Below are 18,312 nucleotides of genomic sequence, written 5' to 3'. Positions count from 1 at the left end.
CGTCCGCTCCTCGTCGGGACCTCTGGGGATCTCGGTGTCGTCCGGTAGGACGACGGATCACACCGCGGCGCGGCGGCGGCGGCGCAGGGCGAGCTCGTCGTCCGCGGCGTGCAGCGGGGCACCGTCGATGCGCTCGGCCGGCAGTTCGGCCAGCTCGCCGGACAGCTCGCGCAGCGCACCGGAGACGGCGATGCCGAACACGCCCTGCCCGCCGGCGAGCAGGTCGACGACCTCCTCGGCGGAGGTGCACTCGTACACCGTGGCGCCGTCGGAGAAGAGCGTGACGTTGGCGAGGTCCTTGATGCCGCGGTTGCGCAGGTGGTCGACCGCCTTGCGGATGTTCTGCAGCGAGACCCCGGTGTCCAGCAGCCGCTTGACCACCTTGAGCACCAGGATGTCGCGGAAGGAGTACAGCCGCTGGGTGCCCGAGCCGGTGGCGCTGCGCACCGACGGGGCGACCAGACCGGTACGGGCCCAGTAGTCGAGCTGCCTGTAGGTGATGCCGGCAGCGGCACACGCCGTCGGGCCGCGGTACCCGACGAGGTCGCTGTCGACCTCGTCATAGGACGGCGCGCCCACGGCAGCGTCGCTGAAGAGCTGACCCTGGGAGCCGTTGCTCTGGTCGCTCACGTCAGCGTCCTCCTCTGCTCCCGCAGCGGTCGCCGCGGTCCCCCGCGGTGGGGCCCGGAGGTCGTGTCGCCGCAGGCGGGCTGCCGCGTCGCGTCCCAGGACTTCCACCGCTGTTGTTCGCCGACCGTAAGCCGGGCCCTGGGGTGGGTCAACTGAGGAGGGCGGCGTGTCGCGGCACTCACCCATCGGAGGGGTATCGGCGCGCCGCGCGCCCGGCTTGACCCGGAGCGGGCCGCGAACCGGCCCACGACGCCGCTCCCGCACCTGCCGTCACAGCAGTCACACGCGCCCCGCGCGGCGGCCCAGGTGACGGACTGGAACGGCCACCGTCCAGGGACCCGCGCCGAACCTGTGAGGCGTGGGGGGGAACGGTGGTCCTTCTTCAGGCGGGGCCGCCACCGCCGGAGCCGGAGCCGGCGCCGAAGTCCTCCGGGGAGATCTGGTCGAGGAACTCGCGGAACTTCTCGACCTCGTCCTCCTGCTCGTCGGGGATCTCGATGCCGACCTCGTCGAGCAGGTCCTCGGCGCCGTAGATGGGGGCGCCGGTGCGGACGGCGAGGGCGACGGCGTCCGAGGGCCGGGCGCTCACCACGCGCTCGTCGCCGAAGACCAGCTCGGCGATGTAGATGCCGTCGCGCATCTCGGTGATGTTGACCGCCTCGAGCGTGGCGCCCAGGGCCCGGACGACCTCACGCAGCAGGTCGTGGGTCATCGGCCGGGCCGGGCGCACGCCCTGCTGCTCGAAGGCGATCGCCGCCGCCTCCACCGCGCCGATCCAGATGGGCAGGTACCGCTCCCCCTGCGTCTCCTTGAGCAGCAGGATCGGCTGGTTCCCGGGCAGCTCGACCCGGACACCGACGACTCTGAGTTCCTGCACGGTGGGGCTCCCTCAGCTGCGGCCCGGGGGATCGGGCGGTGGAACGGTACGGGCGGCTGGTGGACGGGGGTCGCAGCCGGGCCCCGGACTCGGACCCGGCTGCGACCACGGTACGCCCGAGTCAGGGGCGCAGGAGATCCCGGAGCCGCGCTTCGAGCAGGGCCCCGTGCAGCTGCGCGGACAGGCCGGCGAGCTCCCGCAGCTTCTCCGTGGCCCGGTTGCGGGCCTCCTCCGAGCGGGCCCGCAGCACCGGCGCGACCAGCTGCTCGACCAGCCCGGCCTCCCGCTCGGCGCCGTTCTGGTAGACGCGCAGGTGCCGCGGCTCGATGCCGTGCCGGGCCAGGCCGGCCGCGGCCCGGGCGATCGGCAGGTCGGCCACCGGGTGGCGCCCGTCGGCGTCGGTCGCGAGCAGGCCGAACTGCACGCAGTCGGCGAGCTGCCCGGCCTCCAGCCCCGACGCCCGGGCGAACTGCTCGGCCGTCAGGCTGCCGGTGTCGGGCTCCTCCTCCGGCGGCGGGGCCGCCGGCGGCGTGCTGCCGGGCAGCGGCTCGCCCCGGTCGAGCGCCTCGAGGTGCTCCTTGATGACCCGCAGCGGCAGGTACTGGTCGCGCTGGGCGGCCAGCACGTACCGCAGCCGGGCCACGTCGGCCGAGGAGAACTTCCGGTACCCCGACGGCGTGCGCTGCGGGTGGACGAGGTCCTCGGACTCCAGGTAGCGGATCTTGCTGATCGAGACGTCCGGGAAGTCCTCGCGCAGCACGGTGAGCACCTCGCCGATGGTGAGCCGGGGCGCGTGCCGCTCGTCGGGCCCCCCGGACGCGTCCGCGCGGGAGGGCATGCTCACCCCGTCCTCCTGGCTGCGCGCCGGATCACGCGCCGGCGGGCTCGCCCGTGCGCGGACCGGTCAGGTAGACGAGGCGGAACTTGCCGATCTGGACCTCGTCGCCACCGGCCAGCGTCGCGACGTCGACCGGCTCGCGGTTGACGTAGGTGCCGTTGAGGCTGCCCACGTCGTGCACCGAGAACCCGCCGCCCTCGCGGTGGAACTCCACGTGCCGGCGGCTGACGGTGACGTCGTCGAGGAAGATGTCGCTGTCGGGGTGCCGGCCGGCGGTGGTGACGTCCTGGTCGAGCAGGAACCGGCTGCCGGCGTTGGGGCCGCGCTTGACGACCAGCAGCGCCGAGCCCGCGGGCAGCGACTCGACCGCGCCGGCGTGGGCGTCGGCCTCGGTGACCTCGGGGGTCTCGGCGGAGTCCTCGCCACCCACCTTGGGGATGACGCTGGTGGACTCCCCGATCCGCTCCTGGGACAGCGCCGCGCCGCACTGCGCGCAGAAGCGACTGCCCTCGGGGTTGTTGTGGCCACAACGAGTGCAGTGCACGTCTGTCTCCTCCGGTGCAGGGGGGTGGCACCGCCGCGGACCTGGGGTCTGGCCGCGGGCGGCCGGCGGACGACGGGCCGGGCGGCCCGTCGAAGGTCGGCCGCCGCGCCGGGCACGGCGGGCCGTGGGTCATGGAACCAGCGGCCGACCCGAGGGTCAACCGAACGTACAGGGTGAGGCTCTGCGCCCGCTGAGCGGGCTCGACGGCGCCTCACGGGGAGCATAGTGACCGCGACCTCGCGGACGGTGCCGGTCAGCCGCCGGCGACCAGCGCCTCGTAGGCGGCGGCGTCCAGCAGCTCCCCGGTGGGGTCCCCGCCGTCGCCGGCGACGGCGATCTCGACCAGCCAGCCGGCCCCGTACGGGTCGGCGTTGATGGTCTCCGGCGCGTCGGTGAGCGCCTCGTTGACCGCCGTCACCGTGCCGGGGACCGGCGAGTAGACGTCGGACACCGACTTGGTCGACTCGACCTCGCCGATGGGGTTGCCGGGTGTGACCTGGGCGCCGACCTCGGGCAGCTGCACGAAGACGATGTCGCCGAGGGCGTCCTGCGCGTGGTCGGTGATGCCCACCCGGACGACGGTGCCCTCGCCGCCCTGCAGCCCGCCGCCCTGGCCCCCGGCGCCCAGCAGCAGGGCCCACTCGTGCTGCTCGGTGTAGCGGCGGTCGTCGGGGGTGGTCATGCGGCGGCTCCTCGGCGGGAAGGCAGGGAAGGTGGCACGGCGTCAGTCGCCGTCGCCCGGGTCGGGCTGAGCGTATTGAGGGCGGTCCAGCGGCCGCAACGCGTCGACCACGACGGCGTCGGACTGCTCGATGTCGACGGTGCCGCCCTGCCGGCCGATCTGGTCGACGACGCCGCCGGGGATGTTCATCGCGGTCGCGAGGTCCTGCGGGGAGCCGATGACCCGGATCTCGTAGGGGCTGTCGATCGCGGTGCCGTCGACCTGCAGCTGCCCGGGCCCGCCGGTGACCGCCGTCGACACCCCGACGCGGACCCCGTCGATCTGCATCGTCTCCGCGCCGGCCCCGCGCAGTTCCTGGACCGCGTCGAGCAGGTCGGCCACCCGCAGCCGGCCCTCCGGGTCGCGGACGGTCATCACCAGGCCGGGCCCCTGCGCGGCGACGGTGCCGTTGAGGATCCCGAGGGCCTCGGCGCGCTCGCGGGCGTCCTGCACGGCGGCCTCGGACTGGCTGTCGGAGCTGTTGAGGTCGCGCAGCACCGCGCGCTGGTCGGCGAGCTGCTCGCGCAGCCGGTCCTCGCGGGCGTCGAGCTCGTCGAGGATGCGCACCAGGTCCTCCTCGCGGAGGCTCGCGTAGTCCTCCCCGGTCCCGGTGGTGCGCACCTGGACGGCGAAGGCGAAGCCGAGCAGCAGGGTGAGGACGCCGATGAGCGCGGCGGCGAGCGGGTCGCGGCGGCGTCGCGGGCGGGCGGGGGACGCGGCCGCCGACTGCTCACCGTCGGGCGGGACGACCGGGTCGGCGGCGCGGTCCGGGCCCGCGGGGACGTCCGGGTCCGCGGGGCGGTCGGGCTCGGCGGCGGCGTCCAGGTCCGGGGCGTCGTCCCCGGGGTGGACGTCGTCCACCGGCGGCTCGTCGGGCCCCGGCACGGGGCGCTGCGGCCCGGTCATGCCCGGAACACGTGCCGCCGGATGGCGGCGGCGTTGCCGAAGATGCGGATGCCGAGGACGACGACCACGGCGGTGGACAGCTGGGCGCCCACGCCGAGCTGGTCGCCGAGGAACACGACCAGGCCGGCGACCACCACGTTGGACACGAACGAGATGACGAACACCTTCGCGTCGAAGATCCCGTCGAGCCGGGCGCGGAAGCCGCCGAAGACGGCGTCGAGGGCCGCCACCACGGCGATCGGCAGGTAGGGCTGCAGCCACAGCGGGACGGTGGGGTCGAAGACCAGGCCCAGCAGGATGCCGGCGGCCAGGCCGAGGATCGGGATCACGGTCAGCCCCCCGGGGCGGGCGCGGGTGCCCCGTCGTCGGCGGGCACGGCGGGCGGCACCTCGGACACCGGGACGGCGGAACGGAGCTCGGGCGGGCTCCCGGCGGGAAGGGACAGCTCGTCCTCCTGGGCGAACTCGAAACGCAGTCCGAAGGACTCGGAGATGGCGGCGAGGGCGCCGACCTCGGGGCTGGCCAGGAAGCGCTCGCGCAGCGTCTGGGGGTCGCCGACCGCGCTGACCAGGTAGGGGTTGGTGACCGGCCGGAAGTCCACCAGCACCGCCTCGCCGGCGAAGCGGATGGCCGTCGTCGGGCCCAGCCGCTGGTCGTTGATGCTGACCGCCTCGGCCCCGGCCGCCCAGAGTGCGTTGACCACCAGCTGCAGGTCGCCGTCGCGCACCTGGCCGCGCGGGTCGACCTCCGCCGTGCCCCCGACCGGGTCGGCGTCGGCGTCGGGCTCGGCGTCGGCGAGGGTGACCAGCAGGCCGGGGCCGCCGACCGGGACCGCCCCGGCGGCGAGCTCGGCGTCCTCCACCCGGTCCAGCGCCCGCTGGCCGACGGCGGTGGCGGCGAGCTCGGCGTCCCGGGCGGCGGAGACCTGGCCGCGGACCGTCTCCAGCTCGGCGGCCAGCCCGTCGGTGACCTCCGACTCGGCCTGCACCTCCCCGACCAGCGCCGCGCGCACCTGCTCGCGGCCCTGCGCGCCCTCGGCGGCCTGGTCGTAGGTGACCGCGGCCAGCACGCCGGCGACGGCCAGCACCGCGGCGACCGCGAGCCGGCCGCGGCGCCGGGGCGGCGGCGGGTCGCCGGCCGCGGCGCGCTCCGCACGGGCCCGGGCGGCCTGGGCGTACGCGGGGTCGAGGGTCTCGGCGAGCACCTGGTCGAGCAGCGAGGCGCCCAGGGACCGTGGTCCTCCCCCGCGCTGGAGGGTGGTCACGGCGCGGACCGGGCGGCTCGGACCAGTCCGGCGGCCTGGACGACGTAGAGCACCGCGGCGAGCAGGTAGAGCGCCACACCCCAGGCGGTCAGCGCGTAGGCGACCGGCTGCACGACCGCGGCGAGAGACCCGTCACCCTCGGCCAGCAGCAGCAGCGGGAAGGCGTAGAGCAGGATGAACGTCGCGGCCTTGCCCAGGTAGTGCACCTGCAGCGGCGGCCAGCCGTGGGCGCGCAGCACCAGCAGCGCCACCCCGAGCACCACCTCGCGGCCGACCAGCACGGCGACCACCCACAGCGGGACGACGTCGCGCAGCACGAACGCGACCAGCGTGGCGACGATGTAGAGCCGGTCCGCGGCCGGGTCGAGCAGCGCCCCCAGCCGGCTGGCCTGCCCCAGCGAGCGGGCCAGCTTGCCGTCGAGCCAGTCGGTGGCCCCGGAGACCATGAGCACCACCACGGCCCACCCGTCGGCCTGCGGCCCGAGCAGCAGCCACAGGAACAGCGGGACGCCGAGCAGCCGCAGCACCGACAGGGCGTTGGGCAGCGTCCAGACGCGGTCGGGCAGCTCGTTGCGGTCGGCGACGGTGTATCCGCCCGCCCCCGGCCGGGCCGAGGCCGCGGCCGACGGCCCGTTGGACGACGTCACGACACCTCCGCACCCGCTGGACACCGGCTCCTGAGGCTAGTGTCCCGTGCCGACGGCGGGCTCCGCCGACACTCCCGGGTCCACCCGGTTGCGGTACCGGGCGGTCCGCTAGGCCGGGACGGCGGTCAGCGACGCCGGTGCCGGCTCGTGGCCCAGCGGCCGGCGGCTGAAGTGCCCGGTGCCGTGCGACACCGAGCGCAGCGCCCCGGCGTAGCCGAGCAGCTCGACCTCCGGCACCTCGGCGCGCACCGTCGTCCGGTCGCGCTCGGGGTCGGCGTCGCTGCCGGTCACCCGCGCCCGCCGTCCCGACAGGTCGCTCATCACCGCACCGACGTACTCCCCCGGCACCACCACCGCCACCTCGCACCACGGCTCGAGCACCCGGGTGCCGGCCGCGGCGGCGGCCTCGCGCAGCGCGAGGGCGCCGGCGGCCTGGAAGGCGGCGTCGGAGGAGTCCACCGAGTGCGCCTTGCCGTCGACCAGGGTCACGCGGACGTCGACGATCGGCCGGTCGCCGCTGACCCCGCGCTCGGCCTGGGCGCGGATGCCCTTCTCCACGCTGGAGTGGAACTGGCTGGGCACGGTGCCGCCGACGATCCGCTGCTCGAACACGATCCCCGAGCCCGGCGGGCCGGGCTCGGCCTCGACCACGACGATGGCGTACTGGCCGTGCCCGCCGGACTGCTTGACGTGCCGGCCGGTGACCCGCGCCGGCCCGGCGAGGGTCTCCACCATCGGTACCCGCACCGGCACCGTGGCCACCGCCACGCCGTGCCGGGTGCGCAGCCGCTCGAGCAGCACCTCGGCGTGCGCCTCCCCGACGCACCACAGCAGCAGCTGCCCGGTGTCGGGACGGCGCTCCAGCCGGACGGTCGGGTCCTCGGCGACCAGCCGGGACAGCGCGGTGGCCAGCCGGTCCTCGTCGGCCCGGGACGCCGCCTCGACCGCGACCGGCAGCTGCGGGGTGGGCAGGTCCCACGGCGCGACCAGGCGGGGGTCCTCGGGCGAGGAGAGGGTGTCGCCGGTCTCGGCGGTGGTGAGCCGGGCGACGGCGCAGACGTCCCCGGCGGGACAGGCCGCGACCGGGCGCAACGTCGGGCCCAGCGGGGAGGAGACCGCGCCGATCCGCTCGTCGGTGTCGTGGTCGGGGTGGCCGCGGTCGGCGAGGCCGTGGCCGGAGACGTGCACCGGGGTGTCCGGGCGCAGGGTGCCGGAGAAGACCCGCACCAGCGAGACCCGGCCGAGGTAGGGGTCGGTCGTGGTCTTGACCACCTCGGCGACCAGCGGGCCGTCGGGGTCGCAGGACAGCGCGGGCGCCGGCCTCCCGTCGGGGCGGGTGGCCGGCGGGCAGCCGTGCTCCACGGGGCACGGGAACGCCGAGACCAGCAGGTCGAGCAGCTCGGGCACGCCGACGCCGGTCAGCGGGGACGCGCACAGCACCGGGTGGAAGTGGCCGCGGGCGACCGCGGTCTCCAGGTCCGCGACCAGGTCGGCGACGGAGAGCTCCTCGCCGCCGAGGTAGCGGTCCATCAGGGTCTCGTCCTCGCTCTCCCCGATGATCCCCTCGATGAGCTCGGCGCGGAGGCGGTCGGCGTCCGGGTCGTCGGCGTCCGGGTGCGGTTCGAGCAGGGAGCACAGCCCGGTGACCGCGCCGTCCGGGCCGCGCCGCAGCAGGTGCATCGGCAGGACGCCGTCCCCCAGCATCGTGCGGCAGGAGCGGACGGCGTCGTCGACGTCGGCGCGCGGGCGGTCCAGCTGGGTGACCACGACGGCGCGCGGCATGCCCACGGCCGCGCACTCCTCCCACAGCTGCACGGTGGTGGCGTCGACGCCGCCGACGGCGGAGACGACGAACAGCGCGGCGTCGGCCGCGCGCAGGCCGGCGCGCAGCTCGCCGACGAAGTCCGGCGAGCCGGGGGTGTCGAGCAGGGTGATGCGGTGCCCGGCGTGCTCGACGGTGGCCACGCCGAGCGACACCGAGCGCTGCTGGCGGACCTCCACCTCCTCGCTGTCCAGGCAGGTGGTGCCGTCCTCGACCCGGCCGGCGCGGGTCAGCGCGCCGGTGGCGACCAGCAGCGCCTCGGCGAGGGTGGTCTTGCCCGCGGCCGCGTGGCCCACCAGGGCCACGTTGCGCACCTTCCGGGCCGGCCGCGGGCTCGGTGCGGCGACGGTCTCCTTGCCCACGCCGCTCAGCCGTTCGCCGGCTCGGGGACGACGGCGCAGGTGCCCGCGGCCGGGTGGAAGACGCCGGTGTGCCCGTCGGGGTCCCACCGGACGACGTAGGGCGGCCCGCCGCCCGCTCCCCTGACCTCGAGCACCCGGCCGGTGCGCTCGGCCTCCCCCTGGTGCGTGGACCGGACGACGATCCGGTCCCCCACGCGTGCTTCCACGACGACCTCCCGGCGGCTGGCCCCGTCTGTGTGCTGTGCGTCACAGCCTGCCCCTGGGACGGGGACCGATCAAGGGACCCGGCGCCCGTCCTGGCCGCGGCCCGGGCCCATGCTGGAGAGCATGACGAGCCCCTCGCACGCGGCCGGCCGCGACCAGGAGAGCGAGCTGGCCCACGCCGTCCCCCGGGAGGCCGCGGACGGCCCGCCGCCGTGGGTCGCCGCCTGTGGCACCCCGGTCGCCGTCGTCCAGGGCAGCTGGGCCGGGCGGCGCGGGCTCGGCTCGGCGCACCCCTGTCCGGAGTGCGCGCGACTCGCGCAGGCCTGAACCCCCGGTCGGAGCCGGTCCAGTCCGTCGGCGACGAGGCGTTCCTGCGTCGTTGCTGGCTCGGCTGTCGCTCGTACGGCGGTTCAGTTGGGGATAACGGTCGAGGACGTGACGAGTCGGACGCTAACCCCCCGGGCAGGTGCACGTCGCCGACGAGCAGGTCACCCACGCCGTCACCGGGGACGGCGAGCGGCTGCTGGGCGCGTACAACTGGGCGGTCCTGACCGGCCGACCGCCCGTCGCGTCAGGCCAGCGGGCGCACGGTCAGCAGCTGCTCGGCCCGGCCGACCGGGCCGGCGAGGTCGTGCAGCACGGTCGTGGTGAGGCCGTGCCCCTCGGGCCCGAAGACGACGGTGGTGTCCAGGCCCACCCAGGGCCCCGAGGGCTGCCGGTGCAGGTGGACGGTCAGGTCGACGTTGGGGAACATCCACGCTGCCGGCGACTCGCGCACGCCGATGCCGTTGGCGGTGTCGACGAGGCCGGCGAAGCGGGCCAGGTCGCTGACCGGCTCGCCGGCGACCAGCGCGACCGGGGTGGTGAGCCAGACCGTGGCCCGCCCCGGCTCCGGTGCCCGCAGCGGGCGCACGTCGAGCGAGGCGATGTAGCCCCCGGGCCACACGGCGGCGAGGTCGGCCGGCGCCAGCCCGTCCGGTGGGGTCAGGGCGTCGGGCGCTCCACCGGCGACCGCCGCGGTGTCGTGCCGGGCCAGCCGCCACGCGCGGGCCCGCAGGACGGGCCGGCCGCCGGAGACGGCGACGGCCTCGAGCAGCTCGATGGTCCGCCCCGGGCGGACCACCTCGACGTGCACCTCGACCTCGCCGATCGGGACGACGCCGAGGATGTCGAAGGTGATGCGCGCGGTGGCCAGGGGGTTCGGCGCGCTCCCGGCCGCCCGCTCGGCGACGGCCCGGTCGATCGCGTGCACGAGCAGCCCGTTCAGCGGGCTGACGTGCTGCTCGGTGACCGACCACGCGCCGCCGGTGCGCTCGGTCGCGCGGAAGCGGGACGGGCCGGTGCGCTCGAAGTAGACCGGGGCGTCGGGCATGCCCGACTCCCTACCAGGGCCGGGGGGCCCGACACCGGGCCGCACCCTCAGCTGCGCAGCGCCTCGGCGGTGGCGGCGTCGGCGGGCAGGAACGCCTCGATGGAGAGCTCCGCGGCGGTGAGGTCGACGGCGGTGCCGAAGGTGGTCACCGTGCTGAGGAGGGACAGCACGCCGTCCCCGTGCCGGAGGCGCAGCGGGACGGCGATGCCGTCGGGGAGCCGCCGGTCGGTGCCGCCCGGCAGCGCCGCGAGCTCGCGGTGCAGCGCGGCGAGACCGGGGTCGGCGGTGAGGTGCGCCTCTCGGGCCAGGCGGGTGAGCAGGTGGGTGCGCCACTGCGGCAGGTTGAGGACCCGCCGCGCCAGCCCGCGGGGGTGCAGGCCCAGTCGCAGCACGTTGACCGGGGGCTCGAGCAGGTCGGGGTCGACGCCGGCGGTGAGCAGCGCGAGGCCGCGGTTGCCGGCCACCAGCTCCCACGACCGGTCGACGACGGCCACCGGGAAGGGCTCGTGGGCCGTGAGCACCAGGTCCACGGCGGTGCGGACGGCGGCCATGTCGGGCGCGTCGAGGCCCCGCCGTCCGTACACGGGGGCGAATCCGGCCGCGAGCAGCAGCTCGTTGCGCTCGCGCAGCGGGACCTCCAGCTGCTCGGCCAGGTGCAGCACCATCTCCCGGCTGGGCCGGGCCCGGCCGGTCTCCACGAAGCTCAGGTGCCGCGCGGAGACCCCGGCCTCGGTGGACAGGTCGAGCTGGGACAGCCGGCGGCGCTGCCGCCAGGTGCGCAGCAGGTCCCCCACGGAGGGTCCGGTCCGGGCGGCGGTCACCCCGGCGACGCTAGCGACGGGCGGGGGCGCCGTCGCCTACCCCGCAGGTAATCGACCCGCTCCCCCGCCGGCGGCAGCGTGGTCGCCATGACCACCACCACTGCTCCCGCCCGCTCCTCGCTGCTGCGGCTCGCGCTGCGGCTGGACGCCGTCGTCACCGCGGCCAACGGTGCCGCGTACCTGCTGGCCGCGCCGCTGCTCGCCGACCTGCTCGGGCTGCCCGCGGGGTGGCTGCGCGGCGTCGGCGCCTTCCTGCTGCTCTTCGGCGCCGGTGTCTGGGCGGTCGCTGCGCGGCCCGCGCCGTCCGCCGTCGTCCCCGTCGTCGCGGCCAACGCGCTCTGGGCGACCGGCAGCCTCGCCGTCGCCGCGGCCGGCACCGGCGGTCCCACGACCGTCGGCACGGTGTGGATCGTGCTGCAGGGCGTCGTCGTCGCGGGCTTCGCCGCCCTCCAGGTCGCCGGGCTGCGCCGCGCGTGAGGTGACCGGCGGCAGCCGCATCGTCGCCTGTGACGTGCGGTGCGGCGTCACGGGCGACGACGACCGGGCCACCGTGCTCAGCCCGGAGGAGGGAGGTGTCCTCCGGTGAGCACCGCCTCCAGGGCGGCGGCGCCGCGCAGGAGGGACCGCGAGCGGGCGGTGAGGGCGGCGTCCCGGGCGGCCAGCGCGGCCTCGACCTCCGCCCACCGCCCGGCGCGGCGCAGCTCGGGCACCAGCGCCCGGAGCGCCTCGATGCCGTACCCGGCGCGACGCAGCTGGTGGACGATCCGCGCGTCCCGGACGTCGCCCGGCGAGTAGCTGCGGGCCCGACCACCCGGCGATCGTCGGGGCACCACGAGCCCCTCGGCGTCCCAGTGCCGCAGCGTCGACGGCCGGACGCCGAGCGCGCCGGCGAGCTCGGAGACGCCCATCGCGTCGGACGGACGCGGCTGGTCGATCGGCTCGGCGGCGATGGCCGCGGCCGCCTCCCTGGCCCGCGCGACGTCCCGCCGTTCGGCGTGCAGCCGGGCGTGCCCCTCGTCGAGGAGCGCCAGCAGCCGGGACGGGTCGCGGTGCGCCGCGCGCATGATCGCCTTGGCGTCGACCGGGCCCACGCCGGCGGCGAGGGCGCGGTAGGCCAGCGCCGCCCGGACGTGCGCCTCGCTGTGGCTGCGGTGGCCGGACGCGGTGCGGGGCACGGGCGGCAGCACGCCGTCGCGCTCCAGGTCGCGGACCTGCTGGACCGAGTACCCGGCCCGCCGGGCGACGTCGACCGTCCGCAGGCCCGACTGGAGACTTCTCATGCGATCCTCTCGGTCGAGACCCCGGAAGTCTCCACCAGCACCTGAGCGAAACACTCGAACCCATGGACATGGACGAGGTCATCGCGTTCACCGAGAGCCTGGGCGGCGTGCTGACGCTGCGGCCGCGGCCGGGCGACGGGTCACCGGAGGTCAGCTGGGGCGACGCGTTCTGCTACTACGCCCCGGACGGCGTCGTCCCGCGCACCCAGCCCTTTGCCACCATCGTCACCCAGGACCACCCCGGCGACGAGGGCTCCCGGCTGGACCGCCCCGGCGCCTTCCGCGTCAACGTCGCCGCCGGGACCGACGGGTTCCGGCGGTGGGCCGGTCGCCACCCGCGCGACCCGGACACCGACGACGTGGACCCGAGCACGCCGGACGTGCTCGTCGCCCACCCCGTCTACGGCCACCTCGGCTGGCTCGCCGTCGTGGACCCGGGCCCGCGCACGGGAGAGCCCCTCCGTGACCTGCTCCGGACGGCCCACGCGCTCGCCCGGGCGCGGTACGAGCGCCGCACCGCGGCGGCACCGCACTGAGCAGCATCCTCTGACTAAGGTCAGAGGATGGACGAGGAGGCGGTGGCGCAGGTCCGCCGGTTCAACCGCACGGTCACCCAGCGCATCGGCGCCCTCGAGGACGCCTTCCTCGCCCGTGGCCGGCCGCTCGGGCACTCCCGCGTGCTGTGGGAGGTCGGCGCGGACGGCACCGATGTCCGGACGCTGCGCTCCCGGCTCGACCTGGACTCCGGGTACCTGAGCCGCGTGCTGCGGGCGCTGGAGGCCGAGGGGCTCGTCTCGGTGGCGGCCAGCCCGGCGGACGGGCGGGTCCGCGTCGCCCGGCTCACCCCGTCCGGCGTCCGCGAGCGCGGCGAACTGGACGCCCGCTCCGACGAGGCGGCCGCCGCGGTGCTGGCCGGGCTCGGCGCAGCGCAGCGGAGCCGGCTGGTCGCCGCGATGGCCGAGGTGGAACGGCTGCTGCAGGCCTCGATGGTCGACGTCCGCCCGGCCGACCCCCGCGACCCGGACGCGCGGGCCTGCATCGCCGCGTACTTCGCCGAGCTCGCCCGCCGCTTCCCGGACGGCTTCGACCCCGGCCGCAGCCTCCCCGCCGCCGACGACGAGCTGGTCCCGCCCGCGGGACTGCTCCTGCTGGCCCGGCTGCACGGCGAGCCGGTGGGCTGCGCCGCGCTGAAGTCCCACGGGCGCGAGCCGGCGGAGGTCAAGCGGATGTGGGTGGCCGACTCCGTGCGCGGCCTCGGGGTGGGACGGCGGCTGCTCGGCGCGGTCGAGGAGCACGCGCGGGCCGCCGGCGTCCGGACGCTGCGGCTGGAGACCAACCGGTCCCTCGCCGAGGCGATCACCTTCTACCGGTCGGCCGGGTACCGCGAGGTCCCGGCCTTCAACGACGAGCCGTTCGCCGACCACTGGTTCGAGAAGCACCTCGACGCTCAGCAGGGCACCGGTGTGCCGTCGCGAGGGCACTCGCCGACCGGGAGGCCCCGGTAGACGGCCCCTGCTGGGGATGACGGTAGAGCTGGTCGATGACGTGCCGCCGTCGCCGTGCGAGCGTCCTCCCCCACACCGCCGAGCCGGGAGGACGCCCGCCCATGACCGCACCAGGCCACGAGGAGCTGCTGCGAGCGCTGTACCGGGCCTTCAACGCCCGGGACGTCGACGCCGTCCTGGCCGCCATGACCCCGGACGTCGACTGGCCCAACGGCTGGGAGGGCGGCCGGGTCGTCGGGCAGGACGCCGTCCGCCGCTACTGGGAGCGCCAGTGGGCGGAGATCCGCACCGCCGTCCAGCCGACCGGCATCCGCGAGCGCTCCGACGGCACGGTCGAGGTCGTCGTCCGCCAGGTCGTCCGCGACGGCTCCGGCGCCGTGCTCGCCCGGAGCTCGGTCCGGCACGTCTACACCTTCGCGGGCGACCTGGTGCAGCGCATGGACGTGGAGGGCCGGCCTCCGGCGTGACGCCGCGGCAGCGGATGGCCCGGCACGCCCACGGACACCTGCGGCCCGGGAGCTGACCGCGGGCGCCGCTGCGTGAGCGGCGACACGGGCCGTTGCGGTGACGTGACCGGACGGTGGGAGGAGGATCCTGGTACCCGTCCCCTCTGCGGCAGGGCGCCGACGAGAGGACACCGTGGACCGACAGGACCGGGACTACGAACGACTGTTCGCGGCGCTGCCGTCGCCACATCTCGTGGTGACCCCCGATCTGGTCGTCGTCGACGCCAACGGCGCGTACCTGGGCATGGTCGGCCGGACGCGCCAGGAGCTGGTGGGCCGCCCGGTCTTCGAGGTGTTCCCCCCGACCTCGGATGCCGTCGACGAGGCCGGTGAGCCGCGGCTGGTGCGGTCCTTCCGCCGCGTGCTGCAGACCGGGAAGCCGGATCCCTCGTTCGTGGAGCGGTACGACGTCGTGGACCCGGCGTCCGGGCGCACGGCCGAGCGCTGGTGGTCCCACGTCGTGGTCCCCGTCGCGGGAGCGGACGGCGGGGTCGAGCTGCTCGTCCAGCGGGTGGACGAGGTGACCGCCTACGTCCACGAGCGGCAGGCGGCCCAGCTGGAGGACGCGACCGGACGGCAGTGGCGGTCGCGGGCGGAGGAGGTGGAGGCAGAGCTCTACGCCCGCTCCACCGAGATCCAGGCCGCCCGCGAGGCCGAGCAGCGGACCGCGCGCGTGCTCGAGGCGATGCCCTCGGGGTTCCTGTCGCTGGACACCGAGTGGCGGTTCATCCTGCTCAACCCCGCGGCCGAGCAGCTGCTCGGCCGCCCCCGCGGCGAGCTGATCGGCCGCCGGATCTGGGACGCCTTCCCCGACACGGTCGGCAACGAGTTCGAGGCCGCCTACCGGGCCGCGGTCGACACCGGCGTCGCGCAGACGCTGGAGGCCTACTACCCGGCGCCGCTGGACACGTGGTTCGAGGTGCTCTGCTGGCCCAACCCCGACGGGCTGTCGCTGTACTTCGCCGACGTCACCGCCCGCCGGCGCAGCGCCGAGCAGGCCGAGCGCTCCACGGCCCGGCTGGCGCTGCTGGCCCGGGTCAACGCCGACCTCGTCGCCGCCCCCGACGTCCTCGGCACGGTGGCCGGCCTGCCGGCCCTGCTGGTCCCGCTCCTGGCGGACGGCTGCACCGTCACCCTCGCCGACGGGGTCGGCCGCGCCGGCGACGTCGGCCGGCCAGGGGCCGTGGACGACGGGACGCCGGTGGAGGAAGCGGTGACCCGGGTGCCGGACACCGGGGTCCCGCAGCAGCTGACCGGCGTCCCGCCCGGGGCGGGGTGGACGGTCCAGCTGCCCATCCGCGGGCGCGGCCGGGTGCTGGGTGTGCTCACCCTGGTCGGCTCCGCCGGGCGGGTGCGCGCAGCGGACGACGAGTCGACCGCCCAGGACATCGCCGACCGCGTCGGCCTGGCGCTGGACAACGCCCGGCTCACCAACGCCCAGGCGCAACTGGCCGAGGGACTGCAGCGCAGCCTGCTCACCGACCCACCCGAGCCCGACCACGCGCAGGTCGTCGTCCGGTACCTCCCGGCCGCCGAGGCCGCCCAGGTCGGCGGCGACTGGTACGACGCGTTCCTCCAGCCCGGTGGGGCCACCATGCTGGTGATCGGGGACGTCGCCGGGCACGACACCGCCGCCGCGGCGGCCATGGGCCAGCTGCGCGGGCTGCTGCGCGGCATCGCCGTGTACAGCGGCGCCGGGCCGGCCGAGGTCCTGCGCGGGCTGGACGCCGCGATGGAGTCGCTGATGCTGCGCACGCTGGCCACCGCGGCGATCGCGCGCTTCGAGCAGAGCGACGAGGAGCACGCGCAGGGGCTGACCCGCATGGTGTGGTCCAACGCCGGGCACCCGCCGCCGCTGGTGCTGTCGTCCGACGGCACCGTCGCCGTCCAGACCGCTCGCCGCGTTGACCTGCTGCTCGGGGTCGACCCCGGCACGCGGCGCGAGGAGCACGTCGCCACCCTGGGGCGGGACGCGACGGTGCTGCTGTACACCGACGGGCTCATCGAGCGGCGCGACGCGACCCTCGACGAGGGCATCGACCGGCTGGTGTCCGTGGTGGCGGAGCTCGCCGGCTCGGACCTCGACGTCCTCTGCGACGGCGTGCTGGAGCGCATGGTGCACGGCCGGCCCGACGACGACGTCGTCCTGGTCGCCGTCCGGCTGCACCGCCAGGACCGCCCCCGGCCACCGGTGGCCGGACCCGACGTGGTGCCCGCCCCGGCACCTCCCGGCCGCTGAGGGCCGGGGACCGCGCACAGGGCTCCGGGGCACCCGTCCGGGCTCAGCCGGCGTCGGCCCAGGACCGCACGACCGACACGTCGAGCGGGAAGTCGACCGGGAAGTCGCCGAACAGCAGGCGGCCGGCCGTGGCGGCGGCCGCCCGCACCTCCCCGGCGACGGCGTCGGCCAGGTGCTCGGGAGCGTGGACGACGACCTCGTCGTGCAGGAAGAAGGCCAGGTGCGGCCGCTCCCCCAGCGGCCCGGGGCCGCCGAGGCGCCACAGCCGGTTGCGCAGGTCGGCCAGCCAGCACAGCGCCCACTCCGCACCGGTGCCCTGGACGACGAAGTTGCGGGTGAACCGCCCCCAGGCCCGGCGCTGCCGGTCGCGCTCCTCCCGGGACCCGGCGGCCTCGACCGGCTCGCCCAGCCCGACGGAGCGCTCCGCCCACGCGCCGGTGGGGCGCGGGGAGCCGCGGCCCAGCAGGGTGTGCACCACCTCGCCGCGCTCCCCGGCCCGGGCCGCCTCCTCCACCAGCGCGATCGCCCGGGGGTACCGGCGGGCCAGCCGCGGCATGATGCGGCCGCTCTCGCCGCGGGTGGCGCCGTACATCGCGCCGAGGAGGGCGAGCTTGGCCTGCGCCCGGGTCTCCACGGTGCCGGCGGCCACCATGCCCGCGTAGAGGTCGGCGGCGCGGGCCGCCTCGGCCATGGCGTCGTCCCCGCTCATGCCGGCCAGCACGCGGGGCTCCAGCTGGGCGACGTCGGCGACCACGAGCCGCCAGCCGTCGTCCGCCACGGCCGCGGGGCGCACCTGGGTCGGCACCGACAGCGCTCCCCCGCCGTTGCTCGCCCACCGTCCGGTCACCACCCCGCCGGGCACGAACCACGACCGGAACCGGCCGTCGCGGACCCAGGCGTCCAGCCAGGCCCACCCGTTGGCGGTCATCAGCCGGGCGAGCCGCTTGTACTCCAGCAGCGGGGCGACGACGGGGTGGTCCAGCTGCTCCAGGCTCCAGGAGCGGGTGTCCGCCACGGCCAGCCCGGCCGCCTGCAACGCCGCCAGCAGGGCGCCGGGCGAGTCCGGGTTCAGGTCCGGCGCCCGCAGCGCTCCGCGCACCTCCCCGGCCAGCGCCTCCAGCGTCGCGGGGCGGGCGCCGTGCGCGGGCCGAGGGCCCAGCAGGTCGGTGAGCAGCCGCTCGTGGACGTCGGCCCGCCACGGCAGGCCGGTGTGCGTCATCTCCGCGGCCACCAGCGCCCCGGAGGACTCGGCGGCCAGCAGCAGGGCCAGGCGGCCCCGTTCCGCCGACGCGGCCAGCGCCGCCTGCTGGCGGGCGTCCTCGGCGACCGGGTCGAGGCCGTCGGCGGGGTCCGCGAGCGGGAAGAGGGCCGGGTCGGACGCGGTCACCGGCTGCAGCGCGTCCCAGCCGGGTGTCTCGGCGGCGGCGAGCAGCGACCGGTCGACGAGGGGCGAGCGCCGCAGCACCGCGTGGGTGAGCCGCAGGTCGGTGCACCGCGCCACCCGCACGCCGGCGTCCAGCAGCGCCGGGTACCAGCGCGTGGTGTCGTCCCACACCCAGCGCACCGGCGACCGCTCCCGGTCCCGCACGAACCGGGCGAGCTCGGCGGCGGGGAGCCGGGTGAGGCGGGACGCCGTCCCGTCGTCGCCCGGCTCGTGCGCCTCCACGGCGCCCTCGGGCCGGCGCACGAGGAGGATCCGGTCCACCCCGGCAGTCTCGCCGCCCCGTCCGACAGGTCGTGCGCGCGCCGGGCGCGCGCCGGGCGGGTGTCGGTC

At 76.6% G+C, this 18,312-nt stretch carries 21 protein-coding genes; 6 read left to right on the top strand and 15 right to left on the bottom strand.

What is annotated here, in order from left to right; genetic code table 11:
* Window positions 1-57 precede the first annotated feature (57 nt).
* From BLR12_RS05725 to BLR12_RS05675, 11 genes are all read right to left on the bottom strand, one after another.
* Window positions 58-579, bottom strand: a complete 522-nt coding sequence (locus tag BLR12_RS05725) for a MerR family transcriptional regulator (RefSeq protein ID WP_255363385.1) — start codon at window positions 577-579, stop codon at window positions 58-60.
* A 433-nt stretch (window positions 580-1,012) separates the two neighbouring features.
* Window positions 1,013-1,507, bottom strand: coding sequence for a bifunctional nuclease family protein (locus tag BLR12_RS05720; protein WP_091374785.1), 495 nt, complete (start codon window positions 1,505-1,507; stop codon window positions 1,013-1,015).
* Between the two features lie 121 nt (window positions 1,508-1,628).
* Complete coding sequence (locus BLR12_RS05715) at window positions 1,629-2,345, bottom strand: transcriptional regulator FtsR (protein ID WP_091376453.1); 717 nt, start codon at window positions 2,343-2,345, stop codon at window positions 1,629-1,631.
* Between the two features lie 31 nt (window positions 2,346-2,376).
* Window positions 2,377-2,889: an oxoglutarate dehydrogenase inhibitor Odhl gene (locus BLR12_RS05710; protein WP_012948792.1), complete on the bottom strand. Its 513-nt coding sequence runs from the start codon at window positions 2,887-2,889 to the stop codon at window positions 2,377-2,379.
* A gap of 253 nt (window positions 2,890-3,142) precedes the next feature.
* Window positions 3,143-3,571, bottom strand: a complete 429-nt coding sequence (gene gcvH / locus BLR12_RS05705) for a glycine cleavage system protein GcvH (RefSeq protein ID WP_091374781.1) — start codon at window positions 3,569-3,571, stop codon at window positions 3,143-3,145.
* 42 nt (window positions 3,572-3,613) lie between these two features.
* Window positions 3,614-4,516, bottom strand: coding sequence for a DUF881 domain-containing protein (locus BLR12_RS05700; protein WP_091374779.1), 903 nt, complete (start codon window positions 4,514-4,516; stop codon window positions 3,614-3,616).
* Window positions 4,513-4,845: a small basic family protein gene (locus tag BLR12_RS05695; protein WP_091374776.1), complete on the bottom strand. Its 333-nt coding sequence runs from the start codon at window positions 4,843-4,845 to the stop codon at window positions 4,513-4,515. The genes BLR12_RS05700 and BLR12_RS05695 overlap by 4 nt, the downstream gene beginning before the upstream one ends.
* A 2-nt stretch (window positions 4,846-4,847) precedes the next feature.
* The gene (locus BLR12_RS05690; RefSeq protein ID WP_091374773.1) at window positions 4,848-5,780 is read right to left on the bottom strand and encodes a DUF881 domain-containing protein; all 933 of its coding nucleotides are present in this window, start codon (window positions 5,778-5,780) and stop codon (window positions 4,848-4,850) included.
* Complete coding sequence (locus tag BLR12_RS05685) at window positions 5,777-6,427, bottom strand: CDP-alcohol phosphatidyltransferase family protein (protein WP_091374770.1); 651 nt, start codon at window positions 6,425-6,427, stop codon at window positions 5,777-5,779. Before BLR12_RS05685 ends, BLR12_RS05690 begins: the two co-directional genes overlap by 4 nt.
* A gap of 108 nt (window positions 6,428-6,535) precedes the next feature.
* The gene (locus BLR12_RS05680) at window positions 6,536-8,611 is read right to left on the bottom strand and encodes an elongation factor G-like protein EF-G2 (RefSeq protein ID WP_091374768.1); all 2,076 of its coding nucleotides are present in this window, start codon (window positions 8,609-8,611) and stop codon (window positions 6,536-6,538) included.
* Between the two features lie 5 nt (window positions 8,612-8,616).
* Window positions 8,617-8,817: a DUF1918 domain-containing protein gene (locus BLR12_RS05675; protein WP_091374765.1), complete on the bottom strand. Its 201-nt coding sequence runs from the start codon at window positions 8,815-8,817 to the stop codon at window positions 8,617-8,619.
* Window positions 8,818-8,938: 121 nt separating this feature from the next.
* Here BLR12_RS05675 and BLR12_RS05670 point away from each other — a divergent pair, with 121 nt between their 5' ends.
* A complete protein-coding gene (locus BLR12_RS05670) occupies window positions 8,939-9,142 on the top strand; it encodes a hypothetical protein (protein WP_091376450.1) in 204 nt (67 codons plus the stop codon).
* Window positions 9,143-9,386: 244 nt separating this feature from the next.
* Here BLR12_RS05670 and BLR12_RS05665 read toward each other — a convergent pair whose 3' ends face one another.
* Window positions 9,387-10,187 (bottom strand): thioesterase family protein, encoded by an 801-nt coding sequence (locus tag BLR12_RS05665; protein ID WP_091374761.1) that lies wholly within the window; start codon window positions 10,185-10,187, stop codon window positions 9,387-9,389.
* Window positions 10,188-10,234: 47 nt separating this feature from the next.
* Entirely contained in the window at window positions 10,235-11,008 is a 774-nt protein-coding gene (locus BLR12_RS05660; RefSeq protein ID WP_218120555.1) for a helix-turn-helix domain-containing protein, read from the bottom strand.
* A gap of 87 nt (window positions 11,009-11,095) precedes the next feature.
* On the opposite strand from BLR12_RS05660, the gene BLR12_RS05655 reads away from it, so the two are divergent.
* Window positions 11,096-11,485 (top strand): hypothetical protein, encoded by a 390-nt coding sequence (locus BLR12_RS05655; RefSeq protein WP_091376445.1) that lies wholly within the window; start codon window positions 11,096-11,098, stop codon window positions 11,483-11,485.
* Between the two features lie 77 nt (window positions 11,486-11,562).
* Here BLR12_RS05655 and BLR12_RS05650 read toward each other — a convergent pair whose 3' ends face one another.
* Window positions 11,563-12,288: a MerR family transcriptional regulator gene (locus BLR12_RS05650; protein ID WP_091374758.1), complete on the bottom strand. Its 726-nt coding sequence runs from the start codon at window positions 12,286-12,288 to the stop codon at window positions 11,563-11,565.
* Window positions 12,289-12,350: 62 nt separating this feature from the next.
* On the opposite strand from BLR12_RS05650, the gene BLR12_RS05645 reads away from it, so the two are divergent.
* The 4 genes from BLR12_RS05645 (at window position 12,351) to BLR12_RS05630 (ending at window position 16,538) form a co-directional block, all read left to right on the top strand.
* The gene (locus BLR12_RS05645) at window positions 12,351-12,824 is read left to right on the top strand and encodes a DUF6194 family protein (protein ID WP_091374754.1); all 474 of its coding nucleotides are present in this window, start codon (window positions 12,351-12,353) and stop codon (window positions 12,822-12,824) included.
* A gap of 27 nt (window positions 12,825-12,851) precedes the next feature.
* Window positions 12,852-13,793: a bifunctional helix-turn-helix transcriptional regulator/GNAT family N-acetyltransferase gene (locus BLR12_RS05640; RefSeq protein WP_091374752.1), complete on the top strand. Its 942-nt coding sequence runs from the start codon at window positions 12,852-12,854 to the stop codon at window positions 13,791-13,793.
* 101 nt (window positions 13,794-13,894) lie between these two features.
* Window positions 13,895-14,260, top strand: a complete 366-nt coding sequence (locus BLR12_RS05635) for a nuclear transport factor 2 family protein (protein ID WP_091374749.1) — start codon at window positions 13,895-13,897, stop codon at window positions 14,258-14,260.
* A gap of 172 nt (window positions 14,261-14,432) precedes the next feature.
* The gene (locus BLR12_RS05630) at window positions 14,433-16,538 is read left to right on the top strand and encodes a SpoIIE family protein phosphatase (protein ID WP_091374746.1); all 2,106 of its coding nucleotides are present in this window, start codon (window positions 14,433-14,435) and stop codon (window positions 16,536-16,538) included.
* 43 nt (window positions 16,539-16,581) lie between these two features.
* Here the strand turns inward: BLR12_RS05630 and BLR12_RS05625 are convergent, their stop codons facing one another.
* Entirely contained in the window at window positions 16,582-18,243 is a 1,662-nt protein-coding gene (locus BLR12_RS05625; RefSeq protein ID WP_091374742.1) for a bifunctional 3'-5' exonuclease/DNA polymerase, read from the bottom strand.
* Window positions 18,244-18,312: the final 69 nt, after the last annotated feature.

This window comes from Geodermatophilus sp. DSM 45219 (assembly GCF_900104025.1).
Lineage (GTDB): Bacteria > Actinomycetota > Actinomycetes > Mycobacteriales > Geodermatophilaceae > Geodermatophilus.
This window is presented reverse-complemented; position numbering and strand designations above follow the sequence as displayed.